Raw genomic sequence first — 24,732 nt, forward strand, 5'->3', positions numbered from 1 at the left:
ATGGTTGCCCTGCCGCAGACGGAACGACAGCCCAACAGGCAAAACGGCCCCTGTCAACGACAGGAGCCGCAAAAGCGAATTCGGATTACCGCGCGATCAGAACTTGTAGCCGAGACCGCCGCGCACGGTGCTGACATTGGTGTCGATCGAGCCCGAGAAGCGGACATACTCGTATTCGGCGCGCGCAAAGATATTGCCGAACAGCATCATGTCGACACCGGCGCCCGCCGAATAGCCGACCAGCAGATGGTTGCCCTGGGTATCCTTGGCGCTGACCGTGGCAGGCGCAGCCGCCAATGCGTCGGCCTGGGTCAAGCCCCAGCGATCCGTGACCGTGACGGAGCGGGTGATATTGGCATTGCCCAGCGCCACGCCACCGAACAGATACGGCAGGAAGTTTCCATAGACGTAACCGGCGCGGCCGCGGATCGTGCCCATGTCGGTGATTTCCATCGAACCGGTGGACGTTGCGGTTACCGCGTGGAAATTGCCGTCACTCAGCGTCGCGCCTGAGATGCGCGAGGCGGAGGCCGTTGAGTTTCCGTTGAAGTTGACGTGGAGGTAGCTGGCCTCGACGCCGACCACGACATCGCCCCACTGCGAATTGTAGCCGGCGAACCCGCCGAACGCCGATCGCTTGTCCGATGCCTTGCCGATGAACAACGGCCACTGCGACACCTGCATGCCGTTTTCGATGACCGTGTTCGCCAGAAGCCTCGCAGTCATGGCGCTGTTCGAGCCGGTGAAATTCATGTCGGATGCGCCGTAGCCAACCTGCCCGCCGACGTAGAAGCCTTGCCATCTGACATAGCGCGGACTTTCGCGGAGCATTCCGCGCAGGACCGGCGGATCTTCGGGATAGTCGGCGGCCTGCGCCCCCTGCACGGCTCCCGCCATCATCATCGCCAACACGATCCGACGCATCACGAAACTCCCGTCATAAACGCTTAACTACGTTCGATCATGCCGCGTTAACCCTAATCATTCGTTATCGCTGCGCTGTTCGCGCAAAAGAAAACGGCGCGGAAAAATCCGCGCCGTTTGAGTTTGGCAGGAGAGACAAAGCGAGAAGAAATCCGATCAGCCCTTGCGGATGAGCGGCGGCAGCACCGGCGGAGCGTAAGCCGGCACCGGATCGATCGCCCAGCGCACGCCGAACTTGAGATCGTGCGAAGTCAGGTTCTTGAAGTGCATCGGGTTGTTGACGTTGTTGGTGCCGTCCCAAGCGTACATGTCGCCGGTGATGCCGTCGCCGAGATCGACGTAGCGATAGGCCAGTTCGAGGGTCAGGCTTGGATTGACCTTGTAGCCAAGACCGGCGTGCACGGCCCAGGCGAAATTCCATTTCGTCGCGGTCGGGCCGAATGCCAGGCTCGGAGCAGGCTGTCCCGTGTCGGTGAAGCCCGAGATGGTGTTGGCGGAGCCGCCGATACCGACGCCGACGAACGGCGTGATGCACCACCAGGTGCCGAGATCCGCATAGACGTTGGCCAGAACCAGCCACTCGGACTTGCTGCCGGTGTAGGTGTTGGTGCTGCTCGGCGCGCCGTTGAACGACACGACGTCAACGCCGTGGAAGTTAGCCTTGCCGCGATACTCACCGGTGATGTCGCCGCGGAACCAGTTGTTGAAGCGATAACCGACGCCGAGGCCGAAGATGCCTGCGCTGTCGAAGCCGAGGCCGGTGTTCTGCACCGTGGTGCCGGGCGTGTAGTACAGCGCGTTGTCGAGGCGCTTGACCTGCTGATTGCTGAAGCCGATGTCGCCGCGCAGATACCAGCCGCCGAAATCTTCAACCGGAGGCGGGACATACATGGGCGGCGGCGGCAGATCGGCCGCGAGAGCCGCCGAGGAAATGAATGTCGCCGCGCCAGCGGCAAGAAGATTCTTCAGAGTACGCATTGGTCCGGTCCTTTCGCCGGTGAGACAGACAAAGCCTCACGCTCAAAACTCATGAGCGGACCATGGCACCAAATGCTTAAGCGGCACTTAACCCTAATTCTTAACCGTGATTTTTAATCCGGCTTAAGCGAGACGGTAAACATTTACACAACGCGCGCGGCATCGCGCGCCGCAAATCCTAACGATGTGTTGACGGATGAGTCAGGAATGCTGACGCAATGGCGGCGAAGTCTGCATCAGACTCTTCCGTCATTGCGAGCGAAGCGAAGCAATCCATTCTTGGACAAGCTGGATTGCTTCGTCGCTGCGCTCCTCGCAATGACGAGGCGGATCAGAGCTTGTGGCGGTTGATCTGCGGCAGGAAAATCGCGAGCAGGCCGATGGTCGGAAGGAAGGCACAGACCTGATAGACGAAGTCGATGCCCTTCCAGTCCGCGATCTGGCCGAGCACCGCGGCGCCGAGCCCGCCGAAACCGAACGCCATGCCGTAGAACAGTCCGGAGATCATGCCGAGGCGATGGGGCATCAGTTCCTGCGCATAGACGATGATCGCGGGCGTCGCCGACGAGATGATGAATCCGATCAGGATGCTCAGCACCGCGCTGGAGAGCAGGCCGACATAAGGCAGTGCGAGCGTGAACGGCAGCGCACCGACGATCGAGAACCAGATGACGTACTTGCGGCCGAAGCGATCGCCGAGCGGCCCGCCGAAGAACACGCCGACCGCGCTCGCGCCGAGGAACAGGAACAGATAGATCTGCGATGCCTGCGTGGTGACGCCGAACTTCTGGATCAGGAAGAACGTGTAGTAGCTGCCGATGCTCGCCGTGTAGAACGCCTTCGAGAACAGCAGCACCATCAGCACGGTCAGCGCAACGAGCGTGCGCGCCGACGACCGCTCTTCCCCTGCCACCGCATGGGCGCTCTTGCGCTGCGCGACACGCGGTTTGTACCAGCGGCCGATCCGCCAGAGGATCACGATGGCGAGCGCAGCAACCAGCGAGAACCACGCGATGCTGCCCTGCCCGAACGGCACGACGATCAGCGCGGCCAGCACCGGACCGATCGCGCTGCCGAAGTTGCCGCCGACCTGAAACACCGACTGCGCCATGCCGACACGGCCGCCCGATGCCATGCGCGCGATGCGTGAGGATTCCGGATGAAAAACGGCTGAGCCGGTGCCGACCAGACCGGCCGCCACCAGGATGACCCAGTAATGATGCGCGACGCTGAGCAGGATCAAGCCAGCAAACGTGAAGCCCATGCCGAGCGCCAGCGAAAACGGTTTCGGATATTTGTCGGTATAGGCGCCGATCAGCGGCTGCAGCAGCGATGACGTGAACATGAAGGCCAGCGTGATCATGCCGATCTGGCCGAAGTCGAGCGCGTAGTTGTCCTTCAGGATCGGATAGACCGACGGAATCAGCGACTGCATCAGGTCGTTGAGAAGATGCGAAAAGCTGATGGCGCCGATGACGGCGAACGCAGGAGCGGTCGCAGGCGGCGCCTGCGGCGCATCGACAACGATCGGTGCAGCGAGGGTGTCTTCCGACAGGATAACGGGCTTGTTCACGGCAGCTTCCGGCAAATTCAAAATCGAATGGAATTCAAATACAAATTCGGCGGCGAGGTCACCAGTCGCGATTCCCCATGGCTGATGTGCCGGATTGATCAGACTGCGGTGGAGAAAGACCTACGTCGTCCCGGCGAATGCCGGGACCCATAACCACGAGGCCCGCAATTGGGCAGCGTGATTGGACATCCTTTCGCAACAACATCGACAGGGAGTATGGGTCCCGGCATTCGCCGGGACGACGTAGAATTTTAAGCCGCCGCGGATGCGGTCCCCAAAGCCGAGACGATCATGTCCACGGCTTCCTCGACGAGATCGCGATTGTCGCCCTCGCCCATCACGCGGATGACAGGCTCGGTGCCGCTCGGGCGGATCAGCAGCCGGCCGCTGCCGTTCAGGCGCTTCTCCGCATCGACGATCGCGGATTTGACGCCGGGATTGTCGAGCGGCTTGCCGGTGCGGTAGCGCACGTTCTTGAGAATCTGCGGCATCGGCTCGAAGCGGTGGCAGACTTCCGAAACCGGACGGCCAAGGCGCTGCACCACGGCAAGAACCTGCAACGCCGCGACGAAGCCGTCGCCGGTGGTTGCGAAGTCGGACATGATGATGTGACCCGACGGCTCGCCGCCGAGATTGTAGCCGCCCTTCTGCATCTGCTCGAGCACGTAGCGATCGCCGACCGGTGTGCGCAGCAATTCGATGCCCTGCTCTTTCAGATAACGCTCGAGACCGAGATTGGACATCACGGTGGCGACGATGCCGGGCTTCGCCAGCCGTCCGTCGTCCTTCCAGCTCTGCGCGATCACGGCGAGAAGCTGGTCGCCGTCGACCACATGGCCGCGTTCGTCGGTGATGATGACGCGATCGGCGTCGCCGTCGAGTGCGATGCCGATGTCGGCGCGCATCTCGCGCACCTTGCGCGACAGCGCTTCCGGCGAAGTCGAGCCGCAATCCTTGTTGATGTTGAAGCCATCCGGCTCGACGCCGATGGAGATGACGTCCGCGCCCAGCTCCCACAGCGCTTCCGGCACCACCTTGTAGGCCGCGCCGTTGGCGCAATCGACCACCACGCGCAGGCCGTCGAGACTCAAATCGCGTGGCAGCGTGCGTTTGGCGAATTCGATGTAGCGGTCATGCACGCCGTCGATGCGGCGGGCGCGGCCGAGACTGGCGCTCTGGGCGAGGCGCTTGTCGAGGTTCTCGTCCATCAGAAGTTCGATCTGCGCTTCGACGTCGTCGGACAGCTTGAAGCCGGCGGGGCCGAACAGCTTGATGCCGTTGTCGTCGAACAGATTATGCGAGGCCGAGATCATCACGCCGAGATCGGCGCGCATCGACTTGGTCAGCATGGCGACGGCCGGCGTCGGCATCGGGCCGAGCTGGAGCACGTCCATGCCGACGGATGTGAAGCCCGCGATCATCGCAGTCTCGATCATGTAACCGGACAGCCGGGTGTCCTTGCCGATCACCACGCGATGACGATGGTCGCCGCGCTGAAACACCAGCCCGGCGGCCTGCCCGACCTTGAGAGCCAGTTCCGGCGTGATCAGACCGTTGGCACGGCCACGGATACCGTCGGTCCCGAAATATTTGCGCACCATGAATTCCCCTGCTCCGCCGAGTCTCTGGCCAGGACGTCGAAAAGCGCCTGCTTGGCTCTGGCGAATGTCCCCATTCTAGCGGAGAGGACGTTATAAAGCCTCTGTCGGCCGGATTTCTTCAAATAATATGATGAATCATTACCGCCGCCCGGATCGGGCGACGGCACCCATCTATTTGATTTTTTTAGAAATATTCCAAAATCGTCCGGAGTTACCCTTTCCGCTTGCTGTCCTCATCGTGCCTGGACGGGGACGGCTGGGTCACGCTGACCGGATCAGACCCCGGAAACGATTCTTCGAGCCCCTGCTCAAGCTCGTCGTCGAGCTTCTTTTTCTCCGGGTCTTTCGGCTTGTTTGGGTTTTTCGGCTTGGTGTCGGCCTCAGCCATGATGTGCTCCTGCGTGGGTTCGCAGGAATAACGTCCCGGGACGCCGCCTGTTCCGGATCTTAGTCCTTCGGACGAGGTTCGGCGTGCGGATCCGGCTGGGTCAGCTTGACCGGATCGGAGGCCGGGAAGGTCTCTTCAAGCGCCTCGTTCAGTTCGTCATCGAGTTTGCGCTTTTCTGCCTCAGCCTTTTTGGCGGCTTCCGGATCGGCCTTTTTCGTGGTCATGGCGCTCTCCTGGCGTGTACGGCTGTTTGCGCACGCTGCAAGCATGATAGATGATTGCGGGAACAAAAAATTCAATGAGGAAGCGTCCATGAAGAACATTACCTGCATCGAGGACCTGCGGCAGATTCACAAGCGCCGCGTGCCGAAGCCGTTTTTCGATTATGTGGACGGCGGCTCCTATGCGGAAGAAACCCTGCGCGCCAACATCAGCGACATGCAGAAGTACAAGTTTCGCCAGCGCATCCTCGTGGACATCTCGAAGCGGCAACTCAACACGACCATTCTCGGCGAACCGGCTGCGCTGCCGCTGATCCTCGCCCCGATCGGCTCGGGCGGACTTCAGTACATGGACGGCGAAATCTACGCCTGCCGAGCTGCGCAGAAGGTGGGCATTCCCTACACGCTTTCGACCATGTCGATCTGCTCGATCGAAGACGTCGCCGCGAATGTCGAGAAGCCGTTCTGGTTCCAGCTTTATGTGATGAAGGACCGCGGTTTCGCGAAATCGCTGATCGAGCGCGCCATCGCCGCGAAGTGCAGCGCGCTGGTGCTCACGGTCGACCTGCAAGTGCTCGGCCAGCGCCACGCCGACGTCAAGAACGGCCTGACAGTGCCGCCCAAGCTCGCGACGCTGCGAAACCTGATCGACTTCGCGACCAAACCGGCCTGGGTCATGGGTATGCTCAAAGGGAAGAGCCGGAATTTCGGCAACATCACCGGCCATGTGAAGGGCGCGGGCGATCTCGGCTCCACCTCGGCGTGGGTTGCGTCGCAATTCGACCAGTCGCTGAACTGGAAAGATGTCGAGTGGATCCGCTCGATCTGGCCCGGCAAGCTCGTCATCAAGGGCATTCTCGATGTCGTCGATGCGCGTGAAGCTGTGAAGACCGGCGCGGAAGCCATCGTGGTCTCGAACCATGGCGGACGTCAGCTTGACGGCGCACCCTCTTCGATTTCGGTGTTGCCGGAGATCGTGCAGGATGTCGGCTCGCAAACCGAGATCATGTTCGACGGCGGCATCCGCACCGGCCAGGACGTGATGCGCGCGCTGGCGCTCGGCGCCAAGTCCTGCATGATCGGCCGCGCCTATATCTATGGCCTCGGCGCGGGCGGACAGGCCGGCGTGGAATTGGCGCTCGATCTGATCGGCAAGGAGCTCAGCACCACGATGGGCCTTACCGGAATCAACCACATCAACGAGATCGATCGCCGCGTGCTGACGGACTACATGCAGACCAACGCGGTGAGCAGCCCGCGGAATTGAATCGGGGATTGATTCCTTCACCTCTCCCCGCTCGCGGGGAGAGGTAAAGTTCACATCGGCGGGGTGAGGCCATCATTGCCTGCGACGGTGCGGTCGATGACCGCGTTCGTCCCGCAGGTGTTACTGACAACTCCAGGACGTGGTCACCTTGTCCTCGGCCATGGTCGCCGTGCAGTTTTTCTGCTCAATTTCGTTCGAGCCCGGCGTCTTCAGCTTCACAAAGCCGGCAAGTTCGCGGGGACCGCGACGGAGCATATTGATTTCCGTGACGGTGATGTTCTTGGCAGCAAAGTCATCCTGCATGCGCTTCTTGACGTCTTCGATGAACGCCGGGTTGAAGCCCTGCGCGCCCTGATAAACGGTGGTGGCGCTGTAGATCACCAGCGCAAGCGCGGCGAGCACGACGAATTTTCCGGTTCTGTTCACAGACATCCCTTCATGCTGAAGGCGCCCCTTTAGCGTCGTACGGTGAGAATCTCAAGCTGTTGCGGTGTCGCGGATCTAGCTTCGTGTCAGGTCGGCTTCGACCAGCGCGCGCAGTTCCGGCGTCACCACAGGGCGTTTGCCGAACCACAGTTCAAATCCGCGCACGGCCTGATGCAGCAGCATGCCGAGACCATCGGCGGTTTTCAGGCCGCGCGCCTTGGCTGCCTTCAGCAGATCCGTTTCGAGCGGCACGTAGACCAGATCAGCGACGGTCGCGCCTGCCGGGAGCGCACCGACATTCACCTCCAGCGGCGGCTGACCTTTCATGCCGAGGGAGGTGGTATTCACCAGGAGACCCGCGCGCGGCAGCACGTCTTCGACGCGCTCCCATGCCAGCGGCTGCACCTGCGCGCCGAACTGATCTGCCAGCAACCGCGTGCGCGACGCGGTCCGGTTGGCAAGATGCACGCGCCTGATGCCGCGCTCGATCAATCCGAAAATCACTGCGCGCGCCGAACCGCCCGCGCCGAGCACCAACACGTCCTCCGTGCGATCCCAGCCCGGCGCGCTGGCGTCGAGATTACCGATGAAGCCCTCGACATCGGTGTTGGTCGAATGCAGGTCACCACCGTTGAAGTAGAGCGTGTTGGCCGCGCCCACCGCCCGCGCACGCGCATCGGGCGCCGAGAGTGCGAGCGCCTGCTCCTTGTGCGGGATGGTGACATTGGCGCCCTTGTAGCCACGCGCCGCAAGGTTTCCGATGAAATCCGCGAACGCCGCCGGCTCCACCGCCTCGATGCGATAGTCGCCGTCGATGCCGAAGGACTTCAGCCAGTATTTATGGATCAGCGGCGAGCGCGAATGCGCCGCGGGCCAGCCGATCAGACATGCGGCAGGTGTCACACTCACAAATCGCGCTCCGGTTCGATCAACCCGCATCTGCATCAAATGCGTACGTGGATCGGTCAAATCACGCAGCCCCCGGCGCTGTCAAATCGTTTGATCCAGCCGTTTGATTTCAGCGACGGCGCTCGCAATGTCGGAGCGGTATTTCGCCTGTGGCGGCCGCGCGCCATAGGACAGCAGCGTTCGCCGTACGGAAGGCGATGCGCCGGTGATGAACACCCGCACGCCATGACGCCGCGCCTTGACCGCGATCTGCGCGATGGCATTCGCCGCTGTGGAGTCTAGCAGCGGTACCGCCTTGAAGTCGATCACCAGCGCCTTGTAGCCGGACAGGCGATCAAGCACGGACGCGACGGCGGCGACCGCGCCGAAGAAGAAGGCACCGCTGATGCGATAGACCATAATGTCGCGGTCCGCAGCGAGGGCGGGATCGTAGGGTTCGCGGTCGCCGTTCGACCTGTCGGCCTTGTCGTCGACGGTGAGCGGCGCGTAGGTGTCGATGCCGGTGATCTGCGACATGCGGTGGATGAACAACAGCGCGCCAAGCGCGAAACCGACCACGATGCCTTCGGTGAGATCGCGGAACACGGTGAGCAGGAATGTCGCGAGCAGCACGACGGCATCGCCCCATGACGAGCGAATGAGTGTCGCGAACTCATGCTTCTCCGCCATGTTCCACGCCACCACGGCGAGCACGCCCGCCAGCGTCGCCAGCGGAATGTAACTCGCGAGCGGAGCAGCCAGCAGCATGAAGGCCAGCAGAAACACCGAATGCAGCATGCCGGCGATCGGCCCGCGCGCGCCGGCGCGGACATTGGTGGCGGTGCGTGCGATGGTGCCGGTGACGCAGATTCCGCCGAACAACGCCGAGCCGATATTGGCAAAACCCTGCGCCACCAGTTCAGAGTTGGAGCGATGACGGCGGCCGGTCATGCCGTCGGCGACCACGGCGGACAGCAGCGACTCGATCGCGCCGAGCAATGCGAAAGCCATCGCATCCGGCAGCACCGCCTGAATCTTCGCCCATGTGATGACGGGAAACGACGGGGCCGGAAATGATTGCGGAATGCCGCCGAAACGCGTGCCGATGGTTTCCACCGGCAGCGACAGCAACGCTGCCGCGAGACCGGTCACGACGACGGCGATCAGCATGCCGGGCCAGGCCGGTCGTAATTTCCGCAGGCCTGAAATGATGACGACGGTTGCGGCCGAGATCGCCACGGCCGCGATATTCGTGGTGCCGATGGCGCGCCCCAGCGCCTCAAGCTTCGGGATCAGTTCGCCCGGCTCCCTGCCCGCGAGTGTGATGCCGAGCAGATCGCGGATCTGGCTGGCGAAGATGATGACCGCAATGCCTGCGGTGAAGCCCACTGTCACCGGATAGGGAATGAACTTGATATAGGTGCCGAGCTTGAGAAATCCGGCCACGATCAGGATAAGCCCGGCGATCGTCGTCGCCAGCAGCACGCCCTCGATGCCGTGACGCGCCATCGATGCCGCGACGAGCACAATGAACGCCCCCGCGGGACCGCCGATCTGGAAACGGCTGCCGCCGAGCAGCGAAACAAGGAAGCCGCCGAAGATCGCGGCGTAGAGGCCGCGATCAGGCGTCGTGCCGGAGGCAATCGCGATGGCCATCGACAGCGGCAGCGCGACAATGGCAACTGTCAGGCCGGCGACAGCGTCGGCACGGAAGGCATCGAGGTCGTAACCTTCGCGCAGGACGGTGACGAATTTCGGCGTGTACAGTTCGGCGAATGTTGGCTGCGGCTGCCGCGCCTGTGTTCCCGATGCATCCATGTATTTGCGCCCGCGTCTCACGCCGGCGCACCGCCGGCCCTCTAACTTTGCGACGGCTCCCTGAACCGCACACCCCGGCCCCCGCCTTCGCTTCTGGCGTTGTCACCGATCAGGTCGATGCCCGCGCGATTCAGCGCATCGGCGACCTTGGTCAGCGAGTCGACAACACCGCGAACAACGCCGCCGCTGGCTTCCATGCGCTGGATGGTGGGAAGCGACACACCGGACAGTTCCGCGAGAGTCTTTTGGTCGATGCCCAGAAGGGCCCGCGCGGCGCGCATCTGCGATGACGTAATCAATGGCAGGATTCCATTCTGGCAGGCCAGGATGCAACTAAAAAACGGCCTTAGTGATGTATAATACATCACATAAGACCGTTTGCACGCTGATTTTTGACAGGGAACTTTGATTGTCGCCTCTCCCGCGGCCGGGGAGAGGCGACCAGTTTCATTTCTGGCTCGTCGCCTGCGCGACGTTGCCCGCTACGCTGCGGCGCGATGCGCGGCGATGATCTGCTCCGCCGCGCGGCCGGTCACTTCCGACATGTGGTCGAACTGCCGGGTGAAGCCGCCGGCGCCCGCGGTGGCCGAGCGCAGTTCGACGATGAGATCGCCGATCTCCGCTTCGGGCATCATGGCCCGCACCCGATCCCAGCCGGTCCACCCGTCGCGGGTGTCGAAGCCGAGAATCTGGCCGCGCCGCCCGGACAGGATGGAGTTGATCTTCGCAGTCGCCTCCGTCGGACAGACGATCTCGACCACATGGATCGGCTCCAGCAACACCGGCGCGCATTGCGGCAGAGCCTCGGTCACGCCGATACGCGCCGCCGTGCGGAACGCCTGATCGGAGGAGTCGACGCTGTGATACGAGCCGTCGGTCAGCGTCACTTCGAGATCGATCACCGGGAAGCCGAGCGGCCCGCGCATCATGCCGTCGCCGACGCCTTCCTCCACCGCGCCGATGTAGTTCTTCGGCACCGCGCCGCCGACGATCTTTTCCCGGAACACCACGCCGCTGCCGCGCGGCAACGGCTTGATGTCGAGCACCACATCGCCGAACTGGCCATGGCCACCGGACTGCTTCTTGTGACGTCCACGCTGGGTGATCGTCTTGCGGATGGTCTCCTGATAGCCGACCGGCGGCGCATGCTGCTTCACGGTGACACCGAAGCGGTCCTTCAAACGCTCAACCGCGACACGCAGATGCATCTCGCCCTGTCCCCACAGCACCATTTCGTGCGTGAGAGGATTATGGACAACGCTCAGTGACGGATCTTCCTCGACCAGACGTGTGAGCGCCTGCCCGAGCTTGACGTCGTCCTTGCGATCCAGCGCAGACAGCGCCGTCGCCAGAACGGGCGGCGTCGCCGTGACATCGGCCAGCGCAGCGGGCGTGGTCTTGCCCGTCGTCAGCGTCTCGCCGGTGTGGACCGGATCAAGCTTGCCGAGCGAAACCGTCTCGCCGGCAGCCGCGGATGCACGCTTGCCGTCGGCACCGCCATTCGGGATTGAGATTCCCGACACGCGGCCGCTGCCGCCGCCTGACGACAGCACAGTGTCGCCATCGGTAATGTGCCCGCGCAGAACACGCGCCAGTGACAACTTGCCTCCATGCTGAAGATGCGTGGTCTTCATCACGTAGGCGAGTCCCGTCTTCTCGTCGTCAACGCCGAGGCGCTTGGCGGTGGCCGTGACATTTGGCGCTTCGTGGCGCAGCGCCTTCATCAGCCGCAGCACGCCGTTCTCCCGCGTCGCGCAGCCGAGCAGCACCGGACAGATCTGCCCCTCGCGCAGTTCGCTGGCGAGATCGTCGAACACCGCATCGCGCGGCGGCGGGATATCTTCCAGCAACTGTTCGAGCAGCCGGTCATCGTGATCGGCGAGTTTCTCCAGCATGGTGAGCCGGGCTTCCTTCTCGCGGTCGAGATCGCCGGCATCGAGATCGATCACCTCGGACGGCATGTGCTCGCGATAGACAAAGGCGCGCTCCAGCGCGAGGTCGACGAATCCGGCGATCAGATCGCCTTTCCAGATCGGAATCTGACGCAATACCAGCGGCGTGCGCGAGGCCGGCTGCAACGTCGCCAGCGTTTCGCGGATGCGCTTGTTCGCCTTGTCGATCTTGTTGAGGAACAGGAAGCGCGGAATCCCGAGGTCTTCGAGCTCGCGCATGATGATCTGCAATTGCGGCAGCTTGCGCTCGTCGGCCTCGCACACGATGACCGCGGCATCGACCGCCGGCAGCGCGGCACGCATGTCGTGCGCGAATTCAACGGACCCCGGACAATCGATGAAGGTGTAGCTGTCGCCCATGAAGGTGGTGGTCGCGGCTGTCAGCCCGACACTCATGCGATGGTTACGCGCCTCCGGAGACTGATCCCCGACGGTGGTACATGCTTCAACGGTGCCTGCTTTGGGAATGGCCCCGGTCCGGGCCAGGATCGCTTCAAGTAACGTGGTCTTGCCACTCTGGAATGGGCCCACCAGCGCAATGCACCGGGGACCACGGGGACTTCTCAGGTTGTCTTGTCCCATTTGCCGTCTCCTCATGGAGTACGGCCCGCATCGAGCACTTCCCGGCGAAGGGTTCATCCGGTCGCCGCCGGAACACTCTTAACTCATGTTGGGCGCATTCCGCTCGCGCCAATCCCACTTCTGCTGAATGCGCTCATGCGGGTCGGCACCGTGATCGTCTCAAGGCGCGGTACGGTTGGCAAGCGGGAAACATGCCGCTGCGCAGCAATGTGATGTCGTCATTGCGAGCGAAGCGAAGCAATCCACTCTTTGAAATCTCAAAAAAGGGATTGCTTCGTCGCAAACGCTCCTCGCAATGACGAATGGAACTGAGAATTCTCAGAACCGGCCCGGACGCAGTTCCATGCTCTGCACGCCGCCAGCGACGCTCAAGCCGGTCTGTCCCTGCACGCTCAGCGGTTGCAGGGCGAAGGAATTGGCCGAACCGCCGAGCATGGCGTTGCCGCCAAGACCGACGCCCACCGCGGCACTGGCGTCGACGCCGGCGTAATTGCCGGACAGGTCGCCCATGCCGATACGCGCGGTCGGCGCGAACACCGCCCATGACAACGCGGTCTCAGTCGTGATGCCGAGATCGACGCCGATCTTGGTGATGCGCGCGGTATAGAGATCGTCCGGGCGGCCGTCGGAGCGGAAGACGCATCCGAGATTGGTCACCGAACCGACAATCATGCCGACATTCGGACCGCCGCGGCATTCAAGCACGCCGACCTGGGTGCGCCCGGACTGCGCATGAACGAGGGCAGCCGTCGCGACGAGGGCTGCCGAAGCAACGGACAGGACGGTGGAAAGGCGGCGCATGGGATATCTCCGGCTATATGGCGCGAATTGAAGGATCGATGTGAAAAAGACCGTGAAAGGTCCGCGCATCTAGTCATACCGGCGGGTAATGTTCAATTCCCGCCCTGCCGATAGCCCTTAAAGAGCAACAAAAAAGGCCCGCATGTGCGGGCCTTTTTCATTCCGTTTTGTTAACTCAACTGCTTAGTGGCGGTGACGGCGATGCTTGCGCTTCACCAGGCCCGCCGGCTCAAGATCAAGGCCGACAACGCCGCCGGCCACGTTCAGGCCGGTCTGGCCCTGCAGGCTGAGCGGCTGGAGGGCGTAGGAATTCTGCGAACCGCCCCACAGCAGATTGCCACCGCCGCCGAGGCCGAACGAGACGTTGCCGCCGACGCCGCCGTAGCTGCCGGAGAGATCGCCGCGGCCGAGCCGCTGGGTCGGCGCATGCACGGCCCATGCGAAGGTGGTGTTTTCGGTTACGCCGAGGTCAACGCCGATGCGGGTGACATGCGCCAGGTAAGGCTCGGGACGGCGGCCTTCGCTGCGGAAGACGCACTCGAGGGTGGTCTTGGACGCGATGACCATGCCGACGTTCTGGCCCCCGCGGCATTCCAGCACGCCGACCTGAACGGCCTGCTGTGCATTCGCCGTGGCGAACGAGGCGACGAGTGCCGCGAACGCGGTACCGAGAGCTGATGAAAGACGCATGGAATTGAACTCCAGATTGATTGTTTTGATTGGCGCGCGGACAAAAGGGAAGCGCCGTGTCAAAAACATGGCGCTTTCCTTATTTCCAATCAAACTGCTGACGTTATTCCGGCAGTGTTGCTTTAGCGCAAGTTACCGCAGAACCGCTGGATGCGCTTGCAGGCTTCCTCGAGATCCGAGGTTTTGGTGGCGTAGGAGATACGAAACGCCGGGCCGAGGCCGAATGCGGACCCCTGCACCACCGCGACGCCTTCGGTTTCCAGAAGCTCGGTCACGAAATCTTCATCGGTCTCGAGCTTTTTCCCCGACGGCGCGGTCTTGCCGATGGTGCCTGCACAGGACGGATAGACGTAGAACGCGCCTTCCGGACGCGGGCAGTCGATGCCGCTGGCCTGGTTGAGCATCGCGACCACGAGATCGCGGCGCTCCTTGAACACCTTGTTGTTCGCCGCGATGAAGTCCTGCGGTCCGTTGAGCGCCTCGACTGCCGCCCACTGCGAAACCGACGACGGGTTCGAGGTCGATTGCGACTGGATGGTCGCCATTGCCGAGATGAGCTGCTGCGGCCCGCCCGCATAACCGATACGCCAGCCGGTCATGCAGTAGGCTTTCGACACGCCGTTCACGGTCAGCGTGCGGTCGAACAGTTTCGGCTCGACCTGCGCCGGCGTGGCGAACTTGAAGTCGTCGTAGACGAGATGTTCGTACATGTCGTCGGTCATCACCCAGACATGCGGGTGCTTCACCAGCACATCGGTGAGCGCCTTCAGTTCGGCGTGGGTATAGGCCGAGCCGGTCGGGTTCGACGGCGAGTTGAGGATAATCCACTTGGTCTTCGGCGTGATCGCCTTCTCCAGCGCGGCCGGCTGCAGCTTGAAGCCGAACTCCGCGGTGCAGACCACCGGCACCGGTTCGCCGCCCGCGAGCGCCACCATCTCCGGATAGCTCACCCAGTACGGCGCCGGGATGATGACCTCATCGCCGGGGTTCAGCGTCGCCATCAGCGCGTTGTACAGCACCTGCTTGCCGCCGGTGCCGACCGTGATCTGGTTCGGCTTGTAGGTCAGGCCGTTCTCGCGCTGAAACTTCGCGATGATCGCGTCCTTCAGCTCGGGAATGCCGTCCACCGCGGTGTACTTGGTCTTGCCGGCCTCGATGGCATGGATCGCCGCCAGCTTGATGTTGGCTGGCGTGTCGAAGTCGGGCTCGCCTGCGCCGAGACCGATGACATTGCGGCCCGCGGCTTTGAGCTGACGTGCTTTATCCGTGACCGCGATGGTCGCGGACGGCTTCACACGGTCAAGCGCAGCGGACAGAAACGGCATCGTGTTCTCCTAAAGGATGCTGAGGGTCGCGAAGGCCCGGATTCGCGGGGTTTAGCGGGCGGGGCACCCTAAAACGGGCGACGCTGCATCGCAAGAAACTTCGCCGAAAACACACGAAATTGCGTGCCGGACTAAGGAAACCTTAAAGCGCGCCGCCTAGGGTCGATGCGCGCAAAAGGCCCCCTGCAACATTCATAAATCCTGGCGAGAAAATGAGCCATATTTGGCAAGCCCTGCGGACCGGAAGCTGGCTCACGCCGGCCCGTATCCGCAACTATGCATTGCTGGTCCTCGCCATTTCAGTGGCCGGGCTGATCGGCCTGCTCGCCACCTCGGACCACATGATCGATCGCAACGGCAAGCCGATCGGAACCGACTTCTCCAACGTCTACGCAGCCGGGGTTCTGACCCTGTCGGGCAAGGCGGCTGACGCCTACGACCCTAGGCTCCAGCACGCCGCCGAGATCGCGGTGTTCGAGGGCCGCGATGTCCCGTTCTTCGGCTGGCACTATCCGCCGTTCTTCCTGATGGTCGCGGCAGCCCTGGCGCTGATGCCCTACGGCTTCGCGCTCGCATGCTGGCTCGCGGTGTCCCTCCCTGCTTTCATGGCAGCCATTCACGCCATCGTGCCGAGGCGCGAGACGTGGCTGGTCACGGCGGCGTTTCCGGCCGTGTTCGTCAATGTCGGCCACGGCCAGAATGGATTCTTCACCGCAGCCCTGCTCGGCGGATTTCTCACCCTGCTGGAGCGGCGGCCCGCACTGGCCGGCCTTTGCCTTGGCCTCCTCTCCTACAAGCCGCAATTCGGAATTCTGATTCCGCTCGTCTTGCTCGCGACCGGCCGCTGGACCACGATCATCAGCGCCGCCGCGACGGTGATCGCGCTGATCGCCATGTCGACGCTGCTGTTCGGCATGAACGTCTGGCACGCTTTCGCCGAGTCCGCGACCTTCACGCGCACCATCGTGCTCGAAGCCGGCGGCACCGGCTGGGAGAAAATCCAGTCGCTGTTCTCCGCGGTGCGGATGTGGGGCGGCGGCATCGATCTGGCTTACGCCGCGCAAGGCGCGCTCGCGCTGGTGCTCGCGGTCACGGTCGTCAGACTGTGGCGCTCGCAGGCCGCATTCGAACTGAAGGCCGCGGCGCTGGCCATCGCGAGCCTGCTGGCGACACCCTATGTGCTGGACTACGACCTCGTGGTGCTCGGCATCGCGATTGCGTTCCTCGCACGTCACGGATTCGCGCGCGGCTTCCAGCCGTACGAAATCTCGCTGCTGGCGCTGGCATGGGCCGCTCCATTCCTCACGCGCAGCATCGCGGGCCTGAGCGGCGTTCCGCTCGGACTCATTGTGATGATCGCACTTTACACGATGACGCTGCGGCGCGCAGCGAGCGATCTCGGCATTCATGCAATCGGGAGCAGCCGTCTTGTCAAAGCTTGATCGCGTCCGCGACGAAATCGATGATCTGTTTCCGCAGAGCGCCATGGTGCGCAACCGCTCGATCGCGGTGCTGCTGCCCTGCTACAACGAGGAAGCCGCCATCACCGCTGTGATCGAGGGCTTTCAGCGCGCGCTGCCCGGCGCGCGGATTTACGTCTACGACAACAATTCCACCGACGGCACTTATGAGGCCGCGGTCGCCGCAGGCGCCATCGTCCGCCGCGAAACGCTACAGGGCAAGGGCAACGTGGTCCGCCGCATGCTGGCGGATATCGAAGCCGACATCTACATCCTCGCCGATGGCGACGCGACCTACGATCCGACCGCAGCAGGCGCGCTGATCGAGGCGCTGGTGACGCGCAACCTCGACATGATGGTCGGCACCCGCAACGGCGGCGACGGCGCGTTTCCGCGCGGACACCGTTTCGGCAACCACCTGTTCAACCGCATCCTTGCGCACATGTTCGGCGACGGCTTCACCGATATTCTTTCAGGCTATCGCGTGCTGTCGCGGCGCTTCGCGAAATCGTTTCCGGTCACATCGAGCGGATTCGAAATCGAGGCTGAGCTGTCGGTTCATGCACTCGATCTCAAGATCGCCACCGGCGAGATGCCGCTGCCTTATGCGACGCGGCCCGAGGGATCGCAGAGCAAGCTGAGGACCTATCGCGACGGCACCCGGATTCTGCTGACGCTCATCAAGCTCTACAAGGAAACACGGCCGCTGCGGTTCTTCAGCGCGATCGGCGCCATGCTGCTGCTGATCTGCCTCGGCCTCGGCGCGCCGCTGATCGTCACGTATCTCGAGACCGGACTCGTGCCGCGTTTTCCCACCGCGATACTCGCCGCCGCCATCGCGCAGCTCGGCTTCCTCTCCTTCGCCATCGGTCTCGTGCTTGAGGCCATTGCGCAGGGCCGCCGCGAAGCCAAGCGGATGCGCTATCTCGATCTTGACGCAGTTGCGAACAAACTTTGACGATCACAAAAAACCAGCATTTTCTCGCGCTGTTTCGCGCGAAATTGACGCACTGACCCACATTCCGCAGAATAAAATCTCTCATGGCTACGCGGCTGTGAGCGATTTGACTTTTTCTAACGCAAAGGCCTTGCGGCGAGGGTCCCAGAACCTCATTGTTACATCGGCCTGGGGGCAGGCAGGGGTGGCAGTCCGGTTCGCGCCGTATGTCTCCGGCGGTACTTTCGAAGGCCTGTATGTACAAACTTTACTCGATGCAGCGCTCCGGCAACAGCTACAAGGTCCGCCTTGCGCTGGCGCTGTTGAATGCGCCGTATAAAGCCATCGAGGTCGACATTCTGCGCGGTGAAAGCCGCACGCCGGAATTTCTCGCGCGCAATCCCTCAGGACAGGTGCCGCTGCTCGAAGTCGCCGACGGGCGCTATCTCGCAGAGTCCAACGCGATCCTCTGGTATGTGGCGATCGGCACATCGCTGGCGCCCGAGGACCGCATCGATCGCGCGCAGGCGCTGCAATGGATGTTCTTCGAACAGCACGCGCTGGAGCCGAGCGTCGGCGCTGCGTATTTCTGGCTCGTGCTGGTGCGCGGCGGCCGCGACCTGCAGACCCATTCGCTGGAAGACTGGATGGAGCGCGGCTACGCCGCGCTGCGGGTGATGGAAAATCACCTCAAGACCAACGACTACTTCGCCGCAGGGCATCTGACCGTCGCGGACATCGCCATGTACGGCTACACCCACGTCGCCAACCAGTGCGACTTCGACCTCTCCGGCTATCCGTCCGTGAAGGCCTGGCTGAAGCGGGTCGAAAGCGAGCCGCGCTTCGTGTCGATGGCGTGGAAGCCTGCCGAGGTCGCGGCCCCCGAAACCGCCCCGGGAACCGAGACCGGCCTGACCGCAGAGGCCTGAAACCAGCCGAATCGGAGCGGGATAATGGGCATAACCTGCTGATTTTTCAGCCCCTGCCTTGCTTCTGCCACGTTTGGCTAGGGCATGCCGCAATCTCGACAGCGAGTCCTGACACATTCCGGGCAGTGGTGATTCGCCGCCCGATTTGAGGATGCCCGACCATGATCCGGTCGCCCGTTTCAGGAATTGGTTTCGGACTGCGGTCCGCGCGTGTTGCATCGTTCCGACTGACGAACGCCGTCGCCGCCTCGCTCGCGGTGGCGTCGCTGTCATTGTGCCTGCTCGTCACCGTTACGGCGCTGTCGATCAAGGTCGTGGCCGCCATGCCGATTGCTGGCTGAGCCGCTTTTCCCTGCGCACCCAGACTACCCCGCGGCCGCGCGAAGACGCGCGCGGTGGAGATACACGGATGAAGACGTCTCTCGTTGTGGTTTCAGCGTCGCTGACGCTCGCGATCATCCTCGTTGCAGGATTTTTGATCGCGACGCAGGCGCGCAGCCATGACTACGGCGACGGTACTCACGACCATTTATGGAAAATGAAGAATGCGCCCGCCGCGATGAAGGCGAAGCCGATCGCGTGATTCCAGCCGAGCGGCTCCTTCAGGTACAGGACCGAAAAGCCAGCGAACACCACCAGCGTAATGACTTCCTGCATCGTCTTGAGCTGCGCCGCCGAATAGACCGCGCTGCCCCAGCGATTGGCCGGCACCGCAAGCCAATACTCGAAGAAGGCGATGCCCCAGCTCACCATGATGACCAGCGGCAGCGAATGCTCCTTGAACTTCAAATGGCCGTACCAGGCGAAGGTCATGAAAATGTTGGAGGCGAGCAACATCAGGATCGGCAGAAGAAACGGCGAAACCGTCGTGGGCATGGGTATCCTTTCGAAACAAACGTCCATATCGCCCGCGAAAGCGGGGAACCATCATTCCTGAAGCATACGTTGGCGATCACGTTTTCACCAACGCCGCCCTGTGGTTCTGGGTCCCCGCCTTCGCAGGGACGCCACAGCTGTTGAGCACGCTGGCAGCCCTGCCTGTGGACAATTGGCGCTGTCATAGCGCTGTTACGGTCGGCCCCTAGCCTGCGGATGCGTGTGGTCCGGCCCCCGTCATCGATCACGCGTTCGAGCGGTCCCCGGTCGCGTAAATCCCCTCTGCGCTGTATCCGGCCGGGGCCGCGCCTTTTTTGTCCGAACTGCCGCCGGTCTGTTGTTCGCTTTCGCGGTGTGCGATGCGCCCGCTATGATATGATCAATACCTCGTCACGATTTCCCTGAGACCGATACGCACCTCATGATCCGCACCATCTGCGCCGGCACCCTGCTGGTTCTCATCGCCCTTCTGCTGCTGCCGTTCCAGCTCGCGGGAATCCTGCTCAACAGCCGGCTCCAGCGCATCGTGCCGAACCTGTTTCATCGCGCGACCTGCGCGATCATCGGCATCCGGATCACACAGGTCGGCGAGCGCACGCGCGAAACCCCGGTGCTGATCCTGTCGAACCACGCCTCGTGGCTCGACATCACCGTGCTCGGCGCGGTCGCGCCGGTGGTGTTTGTCGCAAAGTCCGAAGTTGCGAACTGGCCGCTGTTCGGTCAGCTCGCCAAATTGCAGCGCACGGTTTTTGTCGAACGCGAACGCCGCCACAAGACCGGCGATGCCGCGCGCGCCATGGGCGACCGCCTGCTCGGGGGCGACGCCGTCGTGCTGTTTCCCGAAGGCACCTCGAGCGACGGGATTCGCATCCTGCCGTTCCGGTCGGCGCTGATCGGCGCGGTGCACCATGCCATAGGCGATTCCACCCATCATGACCGCGTCACCGTCCAACCGGTGTCGATCGCCTATGTCCGCTTCGGCGGCGTGCCGGTCGGCCGCGCACTGCGCGACAAGGTGGCGTGGTATGGCGAAGCCGAACTGGTGCCGCATCTGCTGAACGTGCTGGCGAATGGCGCGGTCGACGTCACGGTGAGCTGGGGCGAGGCGATCGGGTACGGCATGGCCGCGAACCGCAAGGAGATCGCGCGGGATGCCGAAACCGCGGTGCGGCGCATGACGGCGCGCGCTTTGCGCTCGCCTCCGGCGCAGCCGTCAGGTACGGAAGAAGGATTGCCTCCTGCCATTCCGGCCCTCGACCAGACCTGACGGGGTAAGATCATGGAAATCAGAAATCTCGGCGGCTCCGGCCTGCGCGTGTCGGCTGTCGGCCTCGGCTGCAACAATTTCGGCCAGCGCACCGATCTGGAGACCTCGCGCAAGGTGATCCACAAGGCGATCGATCTCGGCATCACGCTGTTCGACACCGCCGACATCTATGCCGGACGCGGCGGCTCGGAGACCGTGCTGGGCGAAGTGCTCGGCGACCGCCGCAAGGACATTGTGCTCGCCACGAAGTACTCCAAGGCGATGAGCGACGACGGCACCAAGCAGGGGGCATCGCGCCGCTACATCATGAGCGCGGTGGAGGACAGCCTGCGCCGCCTGAAGACCGATTACATCGACCTTTACCAGCAGCACGATTTCGATCCTCTGACCCCGATTGAAGAAACACTGCGCGCGCTGGAAGATCTGATCCGTCAGGGCAAGGTGCGCTACATCGGCTGCTCGAATTTTCCGGCATGGCGCGTCGCCGAAGCACAGTTCACCGCGCGCGGCATCAACACCCATGCGTTCGTGTCATGCCAGGACGAATACAGCCTGATCGTGCGCGACCACGAGAAAGACCTGTTTCCTGCAGCGGAAGCTTACAATCTCGGCATCCTGCCGTTCTTCCCGCTGGCGAGCGGACTGCTCACCGGAAAATACAAGCGCGGCGAGGCAGCGCCCGCCGATACCCGCTTCGCCAAGATGCAATATCTCAGCGACCGCTACATGACCGACAAGAATCTCGACATCGTGCAGAAGCTTCAGGATTTCGTGAATGCGCGCGGAAAAACCATGCTGGAGCTGGCGTTCTCGTGGCTGGCGGCGCGGCCGCAGGTGTCGAGCGTGATTGCCGGCGCAACTCGCGTCGAGCAGATCGAGCAGAATGTCAAAGCCATCGGCTGGAAGCTGACGCAGGAGGAGATGGCGGAGATCGATCAGATCACGAAGGGCTGACTGTTTCACTCGCTCCCGTCATTGCGAGCGAAGCGAGGCAATCCACTCCTGAAGGCTGGATTGCTTCGTCGCCTGCGCTCCTCGCAATGACGACTTTGCTCCAATCTTGCGCTAAACCACCAGCCCCTGCATCGCTTTCACCGCCCCGCTGTCGGGAAACACCGTGTCCGCCAGCACGCGCTCACCGAGCCCGAGGTGATCGCGCAGCACGCCCTTGATCACACCGCGCAGATCGGTGGTGGGCTTGAGATCGCGGCCCTCATAAAGATTCGCCAGCTTGAGTCCCGGCCAGTCCGAAATCACCCGTCCGCCGTTGACCGCGCCGCCCGCAAGCAGCGCAATCGTGCCGGTGCCATGATCGGTGCCGTCGGTGCCGTTAATCCGCGCCGTGCGGCCGAATTCGGTGGCCACCACAATCACTGTGTCGCGCCAGCGCTCTCCGAGAACGGTCTCGAATTCCGCCAGTGCTCCGTCGAGTCCGCCCAGCAATTGCGCCAGCCGCCCCACCGCCCCGCCTTCATTGGCGTGGGTGTCCCAGCCGTCGAATGCGAGCGCCGCAATGCGCGGGCCGTCGTCCGCCGCCATCAACCGCGCCGCGCCCTTGGCCGCGAGCCGCATCGCGCCTGCGCCGTTCATGCCCGGTTTCGGCTTCATGGCATCGTCACGCGCCGCGATCTTGTCGATCTGCAAGCCCTGTGACAGCGCTGCGGCCAATGCGGGATCGCGGTGGGTGTAGAGATTCATCAGGCGCATCGCGGTGTCGTCGGCGGCCTGCGGCAGATACGGCGGCACCCAGCCGACCGTCGGGGCGGCACCGCGCAGCACCAGCGGCGTGGTGGGGCCGACCGCCAGTCCGCTCATGACGCGCTCGCCGCGCGGCAGTGCCTCCAGCGCGCGATTGAGCCAGCCGCTTTGCACGCGGCCCGGCCCGGCAAAGCCGCTTTCCAGCACATCCTGCCCGTCGAAATGCGAGCGCTCGCGGTAGGGCGTCGCCACTGCATGAACCACAGCGGCTTTCTTGTCCTTATACATCCGCGCGAATTCCGGCATCGACGGATGCAGCGCGAAGAATGAATCCAGCGCGGTCGCGGCGTGTGCGCCATCCAGCGAGAGCGCGATCAATCCATGCAGCGCGGCGTAATCGGGATCGCCGACCGGCGCGACGGTGGCGAGGCCATCGAGCGCACCGCGCAGGATGATGGTGACGAAGCGCGGATCGCGGCCGTCCTTCGCGCGCGCGAATTTCGGCAGGTAGGCCCAGGCCGCGAAGGTCGCCGATCCGAGCAGCAGCGAACGTCGCGTCAGCCCGCGCGCGGTATGGCTTTCGCAGCAATCATCGGGAAGGCTGGACATGCTCATCTCCTCTGGAATTCGGGCGACATCAGCAGCAGCGCGAACGCCTGCTGCTTCGATTCCGCCCGCTCGATGGTTTGCCGCGTCTCGGCCGAAGCAGCGTCCCCGGCGACCACATCGAGCAGCGCGCGCGGATCGATGCTGTCGGCGATCCGCGACGAAATCTGCGACGCGATGTCGAGCCGCAGCTTGATGCCTTCAGGCGCGGCCCAGGCCGCATTGGTGTCGGCAAAACCATTCGGCCCGGCGGGCGTCCACAGCGGCTGGCCGAGAACATTCAATCCACCGAGATAACGCTGCGGGTCTTCCGGGATGCGTCCCATCATCCGCCCGGCCGCCACGAGATATTCGTACGGCATGCGGATCTTGGTCATCGGCGCCCGCCACGCCTCATCCGCATCGACCAGCGCCAGCGTCATCGCATGCAGATCGCCGCCGGTTTTCCTGAACGTGCTTTCGAGCTTCGCCACCAGCGCGGGCGGCGGGTCGTCGGCCACGAAATGGCGCGCGAATTTCGTGGCGATGAATTTTGCCGTCGCCGGATGCCGCGCGATGTCGGCAAGCGCCGTCTCGCCTTGCGCGAGGCCGGTGTCTTCATAGACCTTGCCGAGCAGCTTTTGCGGTCCCGGCTCATGCGCATTGGCGTTGAAGATGAAGGTGCCGGGCGCACCCAGCTTTGCCTGCCGTCCTGCGAAGGTCCAGCCGGTGATAATGCGCGCCAGCGATGTCACGTCGGCCTGGGTGTAGCCGCCGTTCACGCCGAGCGTATGAAGCTCCATGATCTCGCGGGCGAGATTCTCGTTCAGGCCCTTCTTGCGGTTTTGTCCGGCGCGCGAGTCCGGCCCGATCGACTGCTGGTTGTCGAGAAAGAAGATCATCGCCGGATGCTGCTCGACCGCGCGGAGCATCTCGCCGAAGTTGCCCAGCACATGCGGACGGATCGCCTCGCGCTCGAACGCCCCAGCCCACATCCGCGCCAGCTCGCCCTTGTTGGCGGAGGTGCAGAAATGATTGGACCAGAACGTCACCAGCCGTTCGACGAATCCGCACTCAGCCATGGTTGCGCGCTGAAGCCGCGCCAGCGCCTCGGCCCGGAACGTCTTCTGGATGATGTTGAGCGGCTTCGGCGGCTCCTTGGCCGGCGCGGCGTTCGGCATCGCCGGCTGCATGGCGTCGGGCGGCATCATTGCCTTGGCAGGATCGGGCTTCATATCCGTTTCGGCGGCTTTCGCCTCCCCCGGCGCAGAGGCCATCGCCTGTGCGGTTTTCGCCGCCGCTTCGCGCTGCTGCTTGACGTCCTTCTGATAATCGAACACCGCCTGTGCCAGCGCGGGCGTCGGTTGCAAACCGGGCGCATCGAGCAAAGCCGCGTTGGGCCTGCCCAGTTCCGCCTTCACGAAGCCGCGCGGATCGGAAGCTGCACTGGAAAAGTCGCTGGCCGCGCCGCCGCGCGCGCCAAATCCGAACCGGTTGAGTGCGATGAGAGCGCCTTGCGGATCACGCGCCATTGCTGGAACTCACG

General features: G+C 63.2%; 24 protein-coding genes. 7 read left to right on the forward strand and 17 right to left on the reverse strand.

The genetic code is table 11. From position 1 onward, the window contains the following. Positions 1-96: 96 nt before the first annotated feature. The 6 genes from AC1Q67_RS06485 to AC1Q67_RS06510 form a co-directional block, all read right to left on the reverse strand. The gene (locus tag AC1Q67_RS06485) at positions 97-924 is read right to left on the reverse strand and encodes an outer membrane protein (RefSeq protein WP_024578131.1); all 828 of its coding nucleotides are present in this window, start codon (positions 922-924) and stop codon (positions 97-99) included. Positions 925-1,080: 156 nt separating this feature from the next. After that, positions 1,081-1,902, reverse strand: coding sequence for an outer membrane protein (locus tag AC1Q67_RS06490; RefSeq protein WP_492234784.1), 822 nt, complete (start codon positions 1,900-1,902; stop codon positions 1,081-1,083). A 331-nt stretch (positions 1,903-2,233) separates the two neighbouring features. Next, positions 2,234-3,475: an MFS transporter gene (locus tag AC1Q67_RS06495; protein ID WP_492234783.1), complete on the reverse strand. Its 1,242-nt coding sequence runs from the start codon at positions 3,473-3,475 to the stop codon at positions 2,234-2,236. Between the two features lie 251 nt (positions 3,476-3,726). Then, entirely contained in the window at positions 3,727-5,076 is a 1,350-nt protein-coding gene (gene glmM, locus AC1Q67_RS06500; protein WP_492234782.1) for a phosphoglucosamine mutase, read from the reverse strand. A gap of 211 nt (positions 5,077-5,287) precedes the next feature. Continuing rightward, entirely contained in the window at positions 5,288-5,464 is a 177-nt protein-coding gene (locus AC1Q67_RS06505) for a hypothetical protein (protein ID WP_192817770.1), read from the reverse strand. 59 nt (positions 5,465-5,523) lie between these two features. After that, positions 5,524-5,688, reverse strand: a complete 165-nt coding sequence (locus AC1Q67_RS06510; RefSeq protein ID WP_192817771.1) for a hypothetical protein — start codon at positions 5,686-5,688, stop codon at positions 5,524-5,526. Positions 5,689-5,776: 88 nt separating this feature from the next. On the opposite strand from AC1Q67_RS06510, the gene AC1Q67_RS06515 reads away from it, so the two are divergent. Beyond that, on the forward strand, positions 5,777-6,952 hold the full coding sequence (locus tag AC1Q67_RS06515) for an alpha-hydroxy acid oxidase (protein WP_492234781.1): 1,176 nt from the start codon (positions 5,777-5,779) through the stop codon (positions 6,950-6,952). Between the two features lie 120 nt (positions 6,953-7,072). On the opposite strand, the gene AC1Q67_RS06520 is transcribed toward AC1Q67_RS06515, so the two are convergent. The 8 genes from AC1Q67_RS06520 to AC1Q67_RS06555 form a co-directional block, all read right to left on the reverse strand. Continuing rightward, positions 7,073-7,384 carry a hypothetical protein gene (locus AC1Q67_RS06520; protein WP_492234779.1) on the reverse strand — a complete coding sequence of 104 codons (312 nt, stop codon included), beginning with the start codon at positions 7,382-7,384 and terminating at the stop codon, positions 7,073-7,075. Positions 7,385-7,453: 69 nt separating this feature from the next. Then, a complete protein-coding gene (locus tag AC1Q67_RS06525) occupies positions 7,454-8,287 on the reverse strand; it encodes a shikimate dehydrogenase (protein WP_492234778.1) in 834 nt (277 codons plus the stop codon). A gap of 81 nt (positions 8,288-8,368) precedes the next feature. After that, on the reverse strand, positions 8,369-10,084 hold the full coding sequence (locus tag AC1Q67_RS06530) for a SulP family inorganic anion transporter (protein WP_492234776.1): 1,716 nt from the start codon (positions 10,082-10,084) through the stop codon (positions 8,369-8,371). A gap of 41 nt (positions 10,085-10,125) precedes the next feature. Next, a complete protein-coding gene (locus tag AC1Q67_RS06535) occupies positions 10,126-10,383 on the reverse strand; it encodes a helix-turn-helix domain-containing protein (protein ID WP_492234775.1) in 258 nt (85 codons plus the stop codon). Positions 10,384-10,566: 183 nt separating this feature from the next. Next, positions 10,567-12,618, reverse strand: a complete 2,052-nt coding sequence (locus tag AC1Q67_RS06540) for an elongation factor G (protein ID WP_492234774.1) — start codon at positions 12,616-12,618, stop codon at positions 10,567-10,569. Between the two features lie 318 nt (positions 12,619-12,936). After that, complete coding sequence (locus AC1Q67_RS06545) at positions 12,937-13,419, reverse strand: DUF992 domain-containing protein (RefSeq protein ID WP_492234773.1); 483 nt, start codon at positions 13,417-13,419, stop codon at positions 12,937-12,939. Between the two features lie 183 nt (positions 13,420-13,602). After that, complete coding sequence (locus AC1Q67_RS06550) at positions 13,603-14,109, reverse strand: DUF992 domain-containing protein (protein WP_492234771.1); 507 nt, start codon at positions 14,107-14,109, stop codon at positions 13,603-13,605. Positions 14,110-14,231: 122 nt separating this feature from the next. Continuing rightward, entirely contained in the window at positions 14,232-15,434 is a 1,203-nt protein-coding gene (locus AC1Q67_RS06555) for a pyridoxal phosphate-dependent aminotransferase (protein ID WP_492234770.1), read from the reverse strand. Positions 15,435-15,646: 212 nt separating this feature from the next. Between AC1Q67_RS06555 and AC1Q67_RS06560 the strand changes: the two genes are divergently transcribed. From AC1Q67_RS06560 to AC1Q67_RS06575, 4 genes are all read left to right on the forward strand, one after another. Beyond that, positions 15,647-16,876, forward strand: a complete 1,230-nt coding sequence (locus AC1Q67_RS06560; protein WP_492234769.1) for a glycosyltransferase family 87 protein — start codon at positions 15,647-15,649, stop codon at positions 16,874-16,876. Continuing rightward, positions 16,863-17,852, forward strand: a complete 990-nt coding sequence (locus AC1Q67_RS06565; RefSeq protein ID WP_492234768.1) for a glycosyltransferase family 2 protein — start codon at positions 16,863-16,865, stop codon at positions 17,850-17,852. Before AC1Q67_RS06560 ends, AC1Q67_RS06565 begins: the two co-directional genes overlap by 14 nt. A 236-nt stretch (positions 17,853-18,088) precedes the next feature. Beyond that, on the forward strand, positions 18,089-18,760 hold the full coding sequence (locus AC1Q67_RS06570; protein WP_029659908.1) for a glutathione S-transferase family protein: 672 nt from the start codon (positions 18,089-18,091) through the stop codon (positions 18,758-18,760). Between the two features lie 161 nt (positions 18,761-18,921). Beyond that, a complete protein-coding gene (locus tag AC1Q67_RS06575; RefSeq protein ID WP_006021964.1) occupies positions 18,922-19,101 on the forward strand; it encodes a hypothetical protein in 180 nt (59 codons plus the stop codon). A 178-nt stretch (positions 19,102-19,279) separates the two neighbouring features. Here the strand turns inward: AC1Q67_RS06575 and AC1Q67_RS06580 are convergent, their stop codons facing one another. Then, positions 19,280-19,636: a DMT family protein gene (locus AC1Q67_RS06580; RefSeq protein ID WP_024577776.1), complete on the reverse strand. Its 357-nt coding sequence runs from the start codon at positions 19,634-19,636 to the stop codon at positions 19,280-19,282. A 421-nt stretch (positions 19,637-20,057) separates the two neighbouring features. Between AC1Q67_RS06580 and olsA the strand changes: the two genes are divergently transcribed. Next, a complete protein-coding gene (olsA, locus tag AC1Q67_RS06585; RefSeq protein ID WP_492234765.1) occupies positions 20,058-20,903 on the forward strand; it encodes a lyso-ornithine lipid O-acyltransferase in 846 nt (281 codons plus the stop codon). A 12-nt stretch (positions 20,904-20,915) separates the two neighbouring features. Continuing rightward, positions 20,916-21,857, forward strand: coding sequence for an aldo/keto reductase (locus tag AC1Q67_RS06590; protein WP_492234764.1), 942 nt, complete (start codon positions 20,916-20,918; stop codon positions 21,855-21,857). A gap of 111 nt (positions 21,858-21,968) precedes the next feature. Here the strand turns inward: AC1Q67_RS06590 and AC1Q67_RS06595 are convergent, their stop codons facing one another. Both AC1Q67_RS06595 and AC1Q67_RS06600 read right to left on the reverse strand, forming a co-directional pair. Beyond that, on the reverse strand, positions 21,969-23,210 hold the full coding sequence (locus tag AC1Q67_RS06595) for a DUF1501 domain-containing protein (RefSeq protein ID WP_492234762.1): 1,242 nt from the start codon (positions 23,208-23,210) through the stop codon (positions 21,969-21,971). A gap of 2 nt (positions 23,211-23,212) precedes the next feature. After that, entirely contained in the window at positions 23,213-24,718 is a 1,506-nt protein-coding gene (locus AC1Q67_RS06600) for a DUF1800 domain-containing protein (RefSeq protein ID WP_492234761.1), read from the reverse strand. Between the last annotated feature and the right edge of the window lie 14 nt (positions 24,719-24,732).

The organism is Afipia sp. GW823-FHT06G09 (assembly GCF_058794875.1).

Coding starts and splice junctions, on each gene's coding strand:
- AC1Q67_RS06485 (WP_024578131.1), bottom strand. CDS start 924: ATGCGTCGGATCGTGTTGGCGATGATGATGGCGGGAGCCGTGCAGGGG.
- AC1Q67_RS06490 (WP_492234784.1), bottom strand. CDS start 1,902: ATGCGTACTCTGAAGAATCTTCTTGCCGCTGGCGCGGCGACATTCATT.
- glmM (WP_492234782.1), bottom strand. CDS start 5,076: ATGGTGCGCAAATATTTCGGGACCGACGGTATCCGTGGCCGTGCCAAC.
- AC1Q67_RS06505 (WP_192817770.1), bottom strand. CDS start 5,464: ATGGCTGAGGCCGACACCAAGCCGAAAAACCCAAACAAGCCGAAAGAC.
- AC1Q67_RS06510 (WP_192817771.1), bottom strand. CDS start 5,688: ATGACCACGAAAAAGGCCGATCCGGAAGCCGCCAAAAAGGCTGAGGCA.
- AC1Q67_RS06515 (WP_492234781.1), top strand. CDS start 5,777: ATGAAGAACATTACCTGCATCGAGGACCTGCGGCAGATTCACAAGCGC.
- AC1Q67_RS06520 (WP_492234779.1), bottom strand. CDS start 7,384: ATGTCTGTGAACAGAACCGGAAAATTCGTCGTGCTCGCCGCGCTTGCG.
- AC1Q67_RS06530 (WP_492234776.1), bottom strand. CDS start 10,084: ATGGATGCATCGGGAACACAGGCGCGGCAGCCGCAGCCAACATTCGCC.
- AC1Q67_RS06540 (WP_492234774.1), bottom strand. CDS start 12,618: ATGGGACAAGACAACCTGAGAAGTCCCCGTGGTCCCCGGTGCATTGCG.
- AC1Q67_RS06545 (WP_492234773.1), bottom strand. CDS start 13,419: ATGCGCCGCCTTTCCACCGTCCTGTCCGTTGCTTCGGCAGCCCTCGTC.
- AC1Q67_RS06550 (WP_492234771.1), bottom strand. CDS start 14,109: ATGCGTCTTTCATCAGCTCTCGGTACCGCGTTCGCGGCACTCGTCGCC.
- AC1Q67_RS06555 (WP_492234770.1), bottom strand. CDS start 15,434: ATGCCGTTTCTGTCCGCTGCGCTTGACCGTGTGAAGCCGTCCGCGACC.
- AC1Q67_RS06560 (WP_492234769.1), top strand. CDS start 15,647: ATGAGCCATATTTGGCAAGCCCTGCGGACCGGAAGCTGGCTCACGCCG.
- AC1Q67_RS06570 (WP_029659908.1), top strand. CDS start 18,089: ATGTACAAACTTTACTCGATGCAGCGCTCCGGCAACAGCTACAAGGTC.
- AC1Q67_RS06575 (WP_006021964.1), top strand. CDS start 18,922: ATGATCCGGTCGCCCGTTTCAGGAATTGGTTTCGGACTGCGGTCCGCG.
- AC1Q67_RS06580 (WP_024577776.1), bottom strand. CDS start 19,636: ATGCCCACGACGGTTTCGCCGTTTCTTCTGCCGATCCTGATGTTGCTC.
- olsA (WP_492234765.1), top strand. CDS start 20,058: ATGATCCGCACCATCTGCGCCGGCACCCTGCTGGTTCTCATCGCCCTT.
- AC1Q67_RS06590 (WP_492234764.1), top strand. CDS start 20,916: ATGGAAATCAGAAATCTCGGCGGCTCCGGCCTGCGCGTGTCGGCTGTC.
- AC1Q67_RS06595 (WP_492234762.1), bottom strand. CDS start 23,210: ATGTCCAGCCTTCCCGATGATTGCTGCGAAAGCCATACCGCGCGCGGG.
- AC1Q67_RS06600 (WP_492234761.1), bottom strand. CDS start 24,718: ATGGCGCGTGATCCGCAAGGCGCTCTCATCGCACTCAACCGGTTCGGA.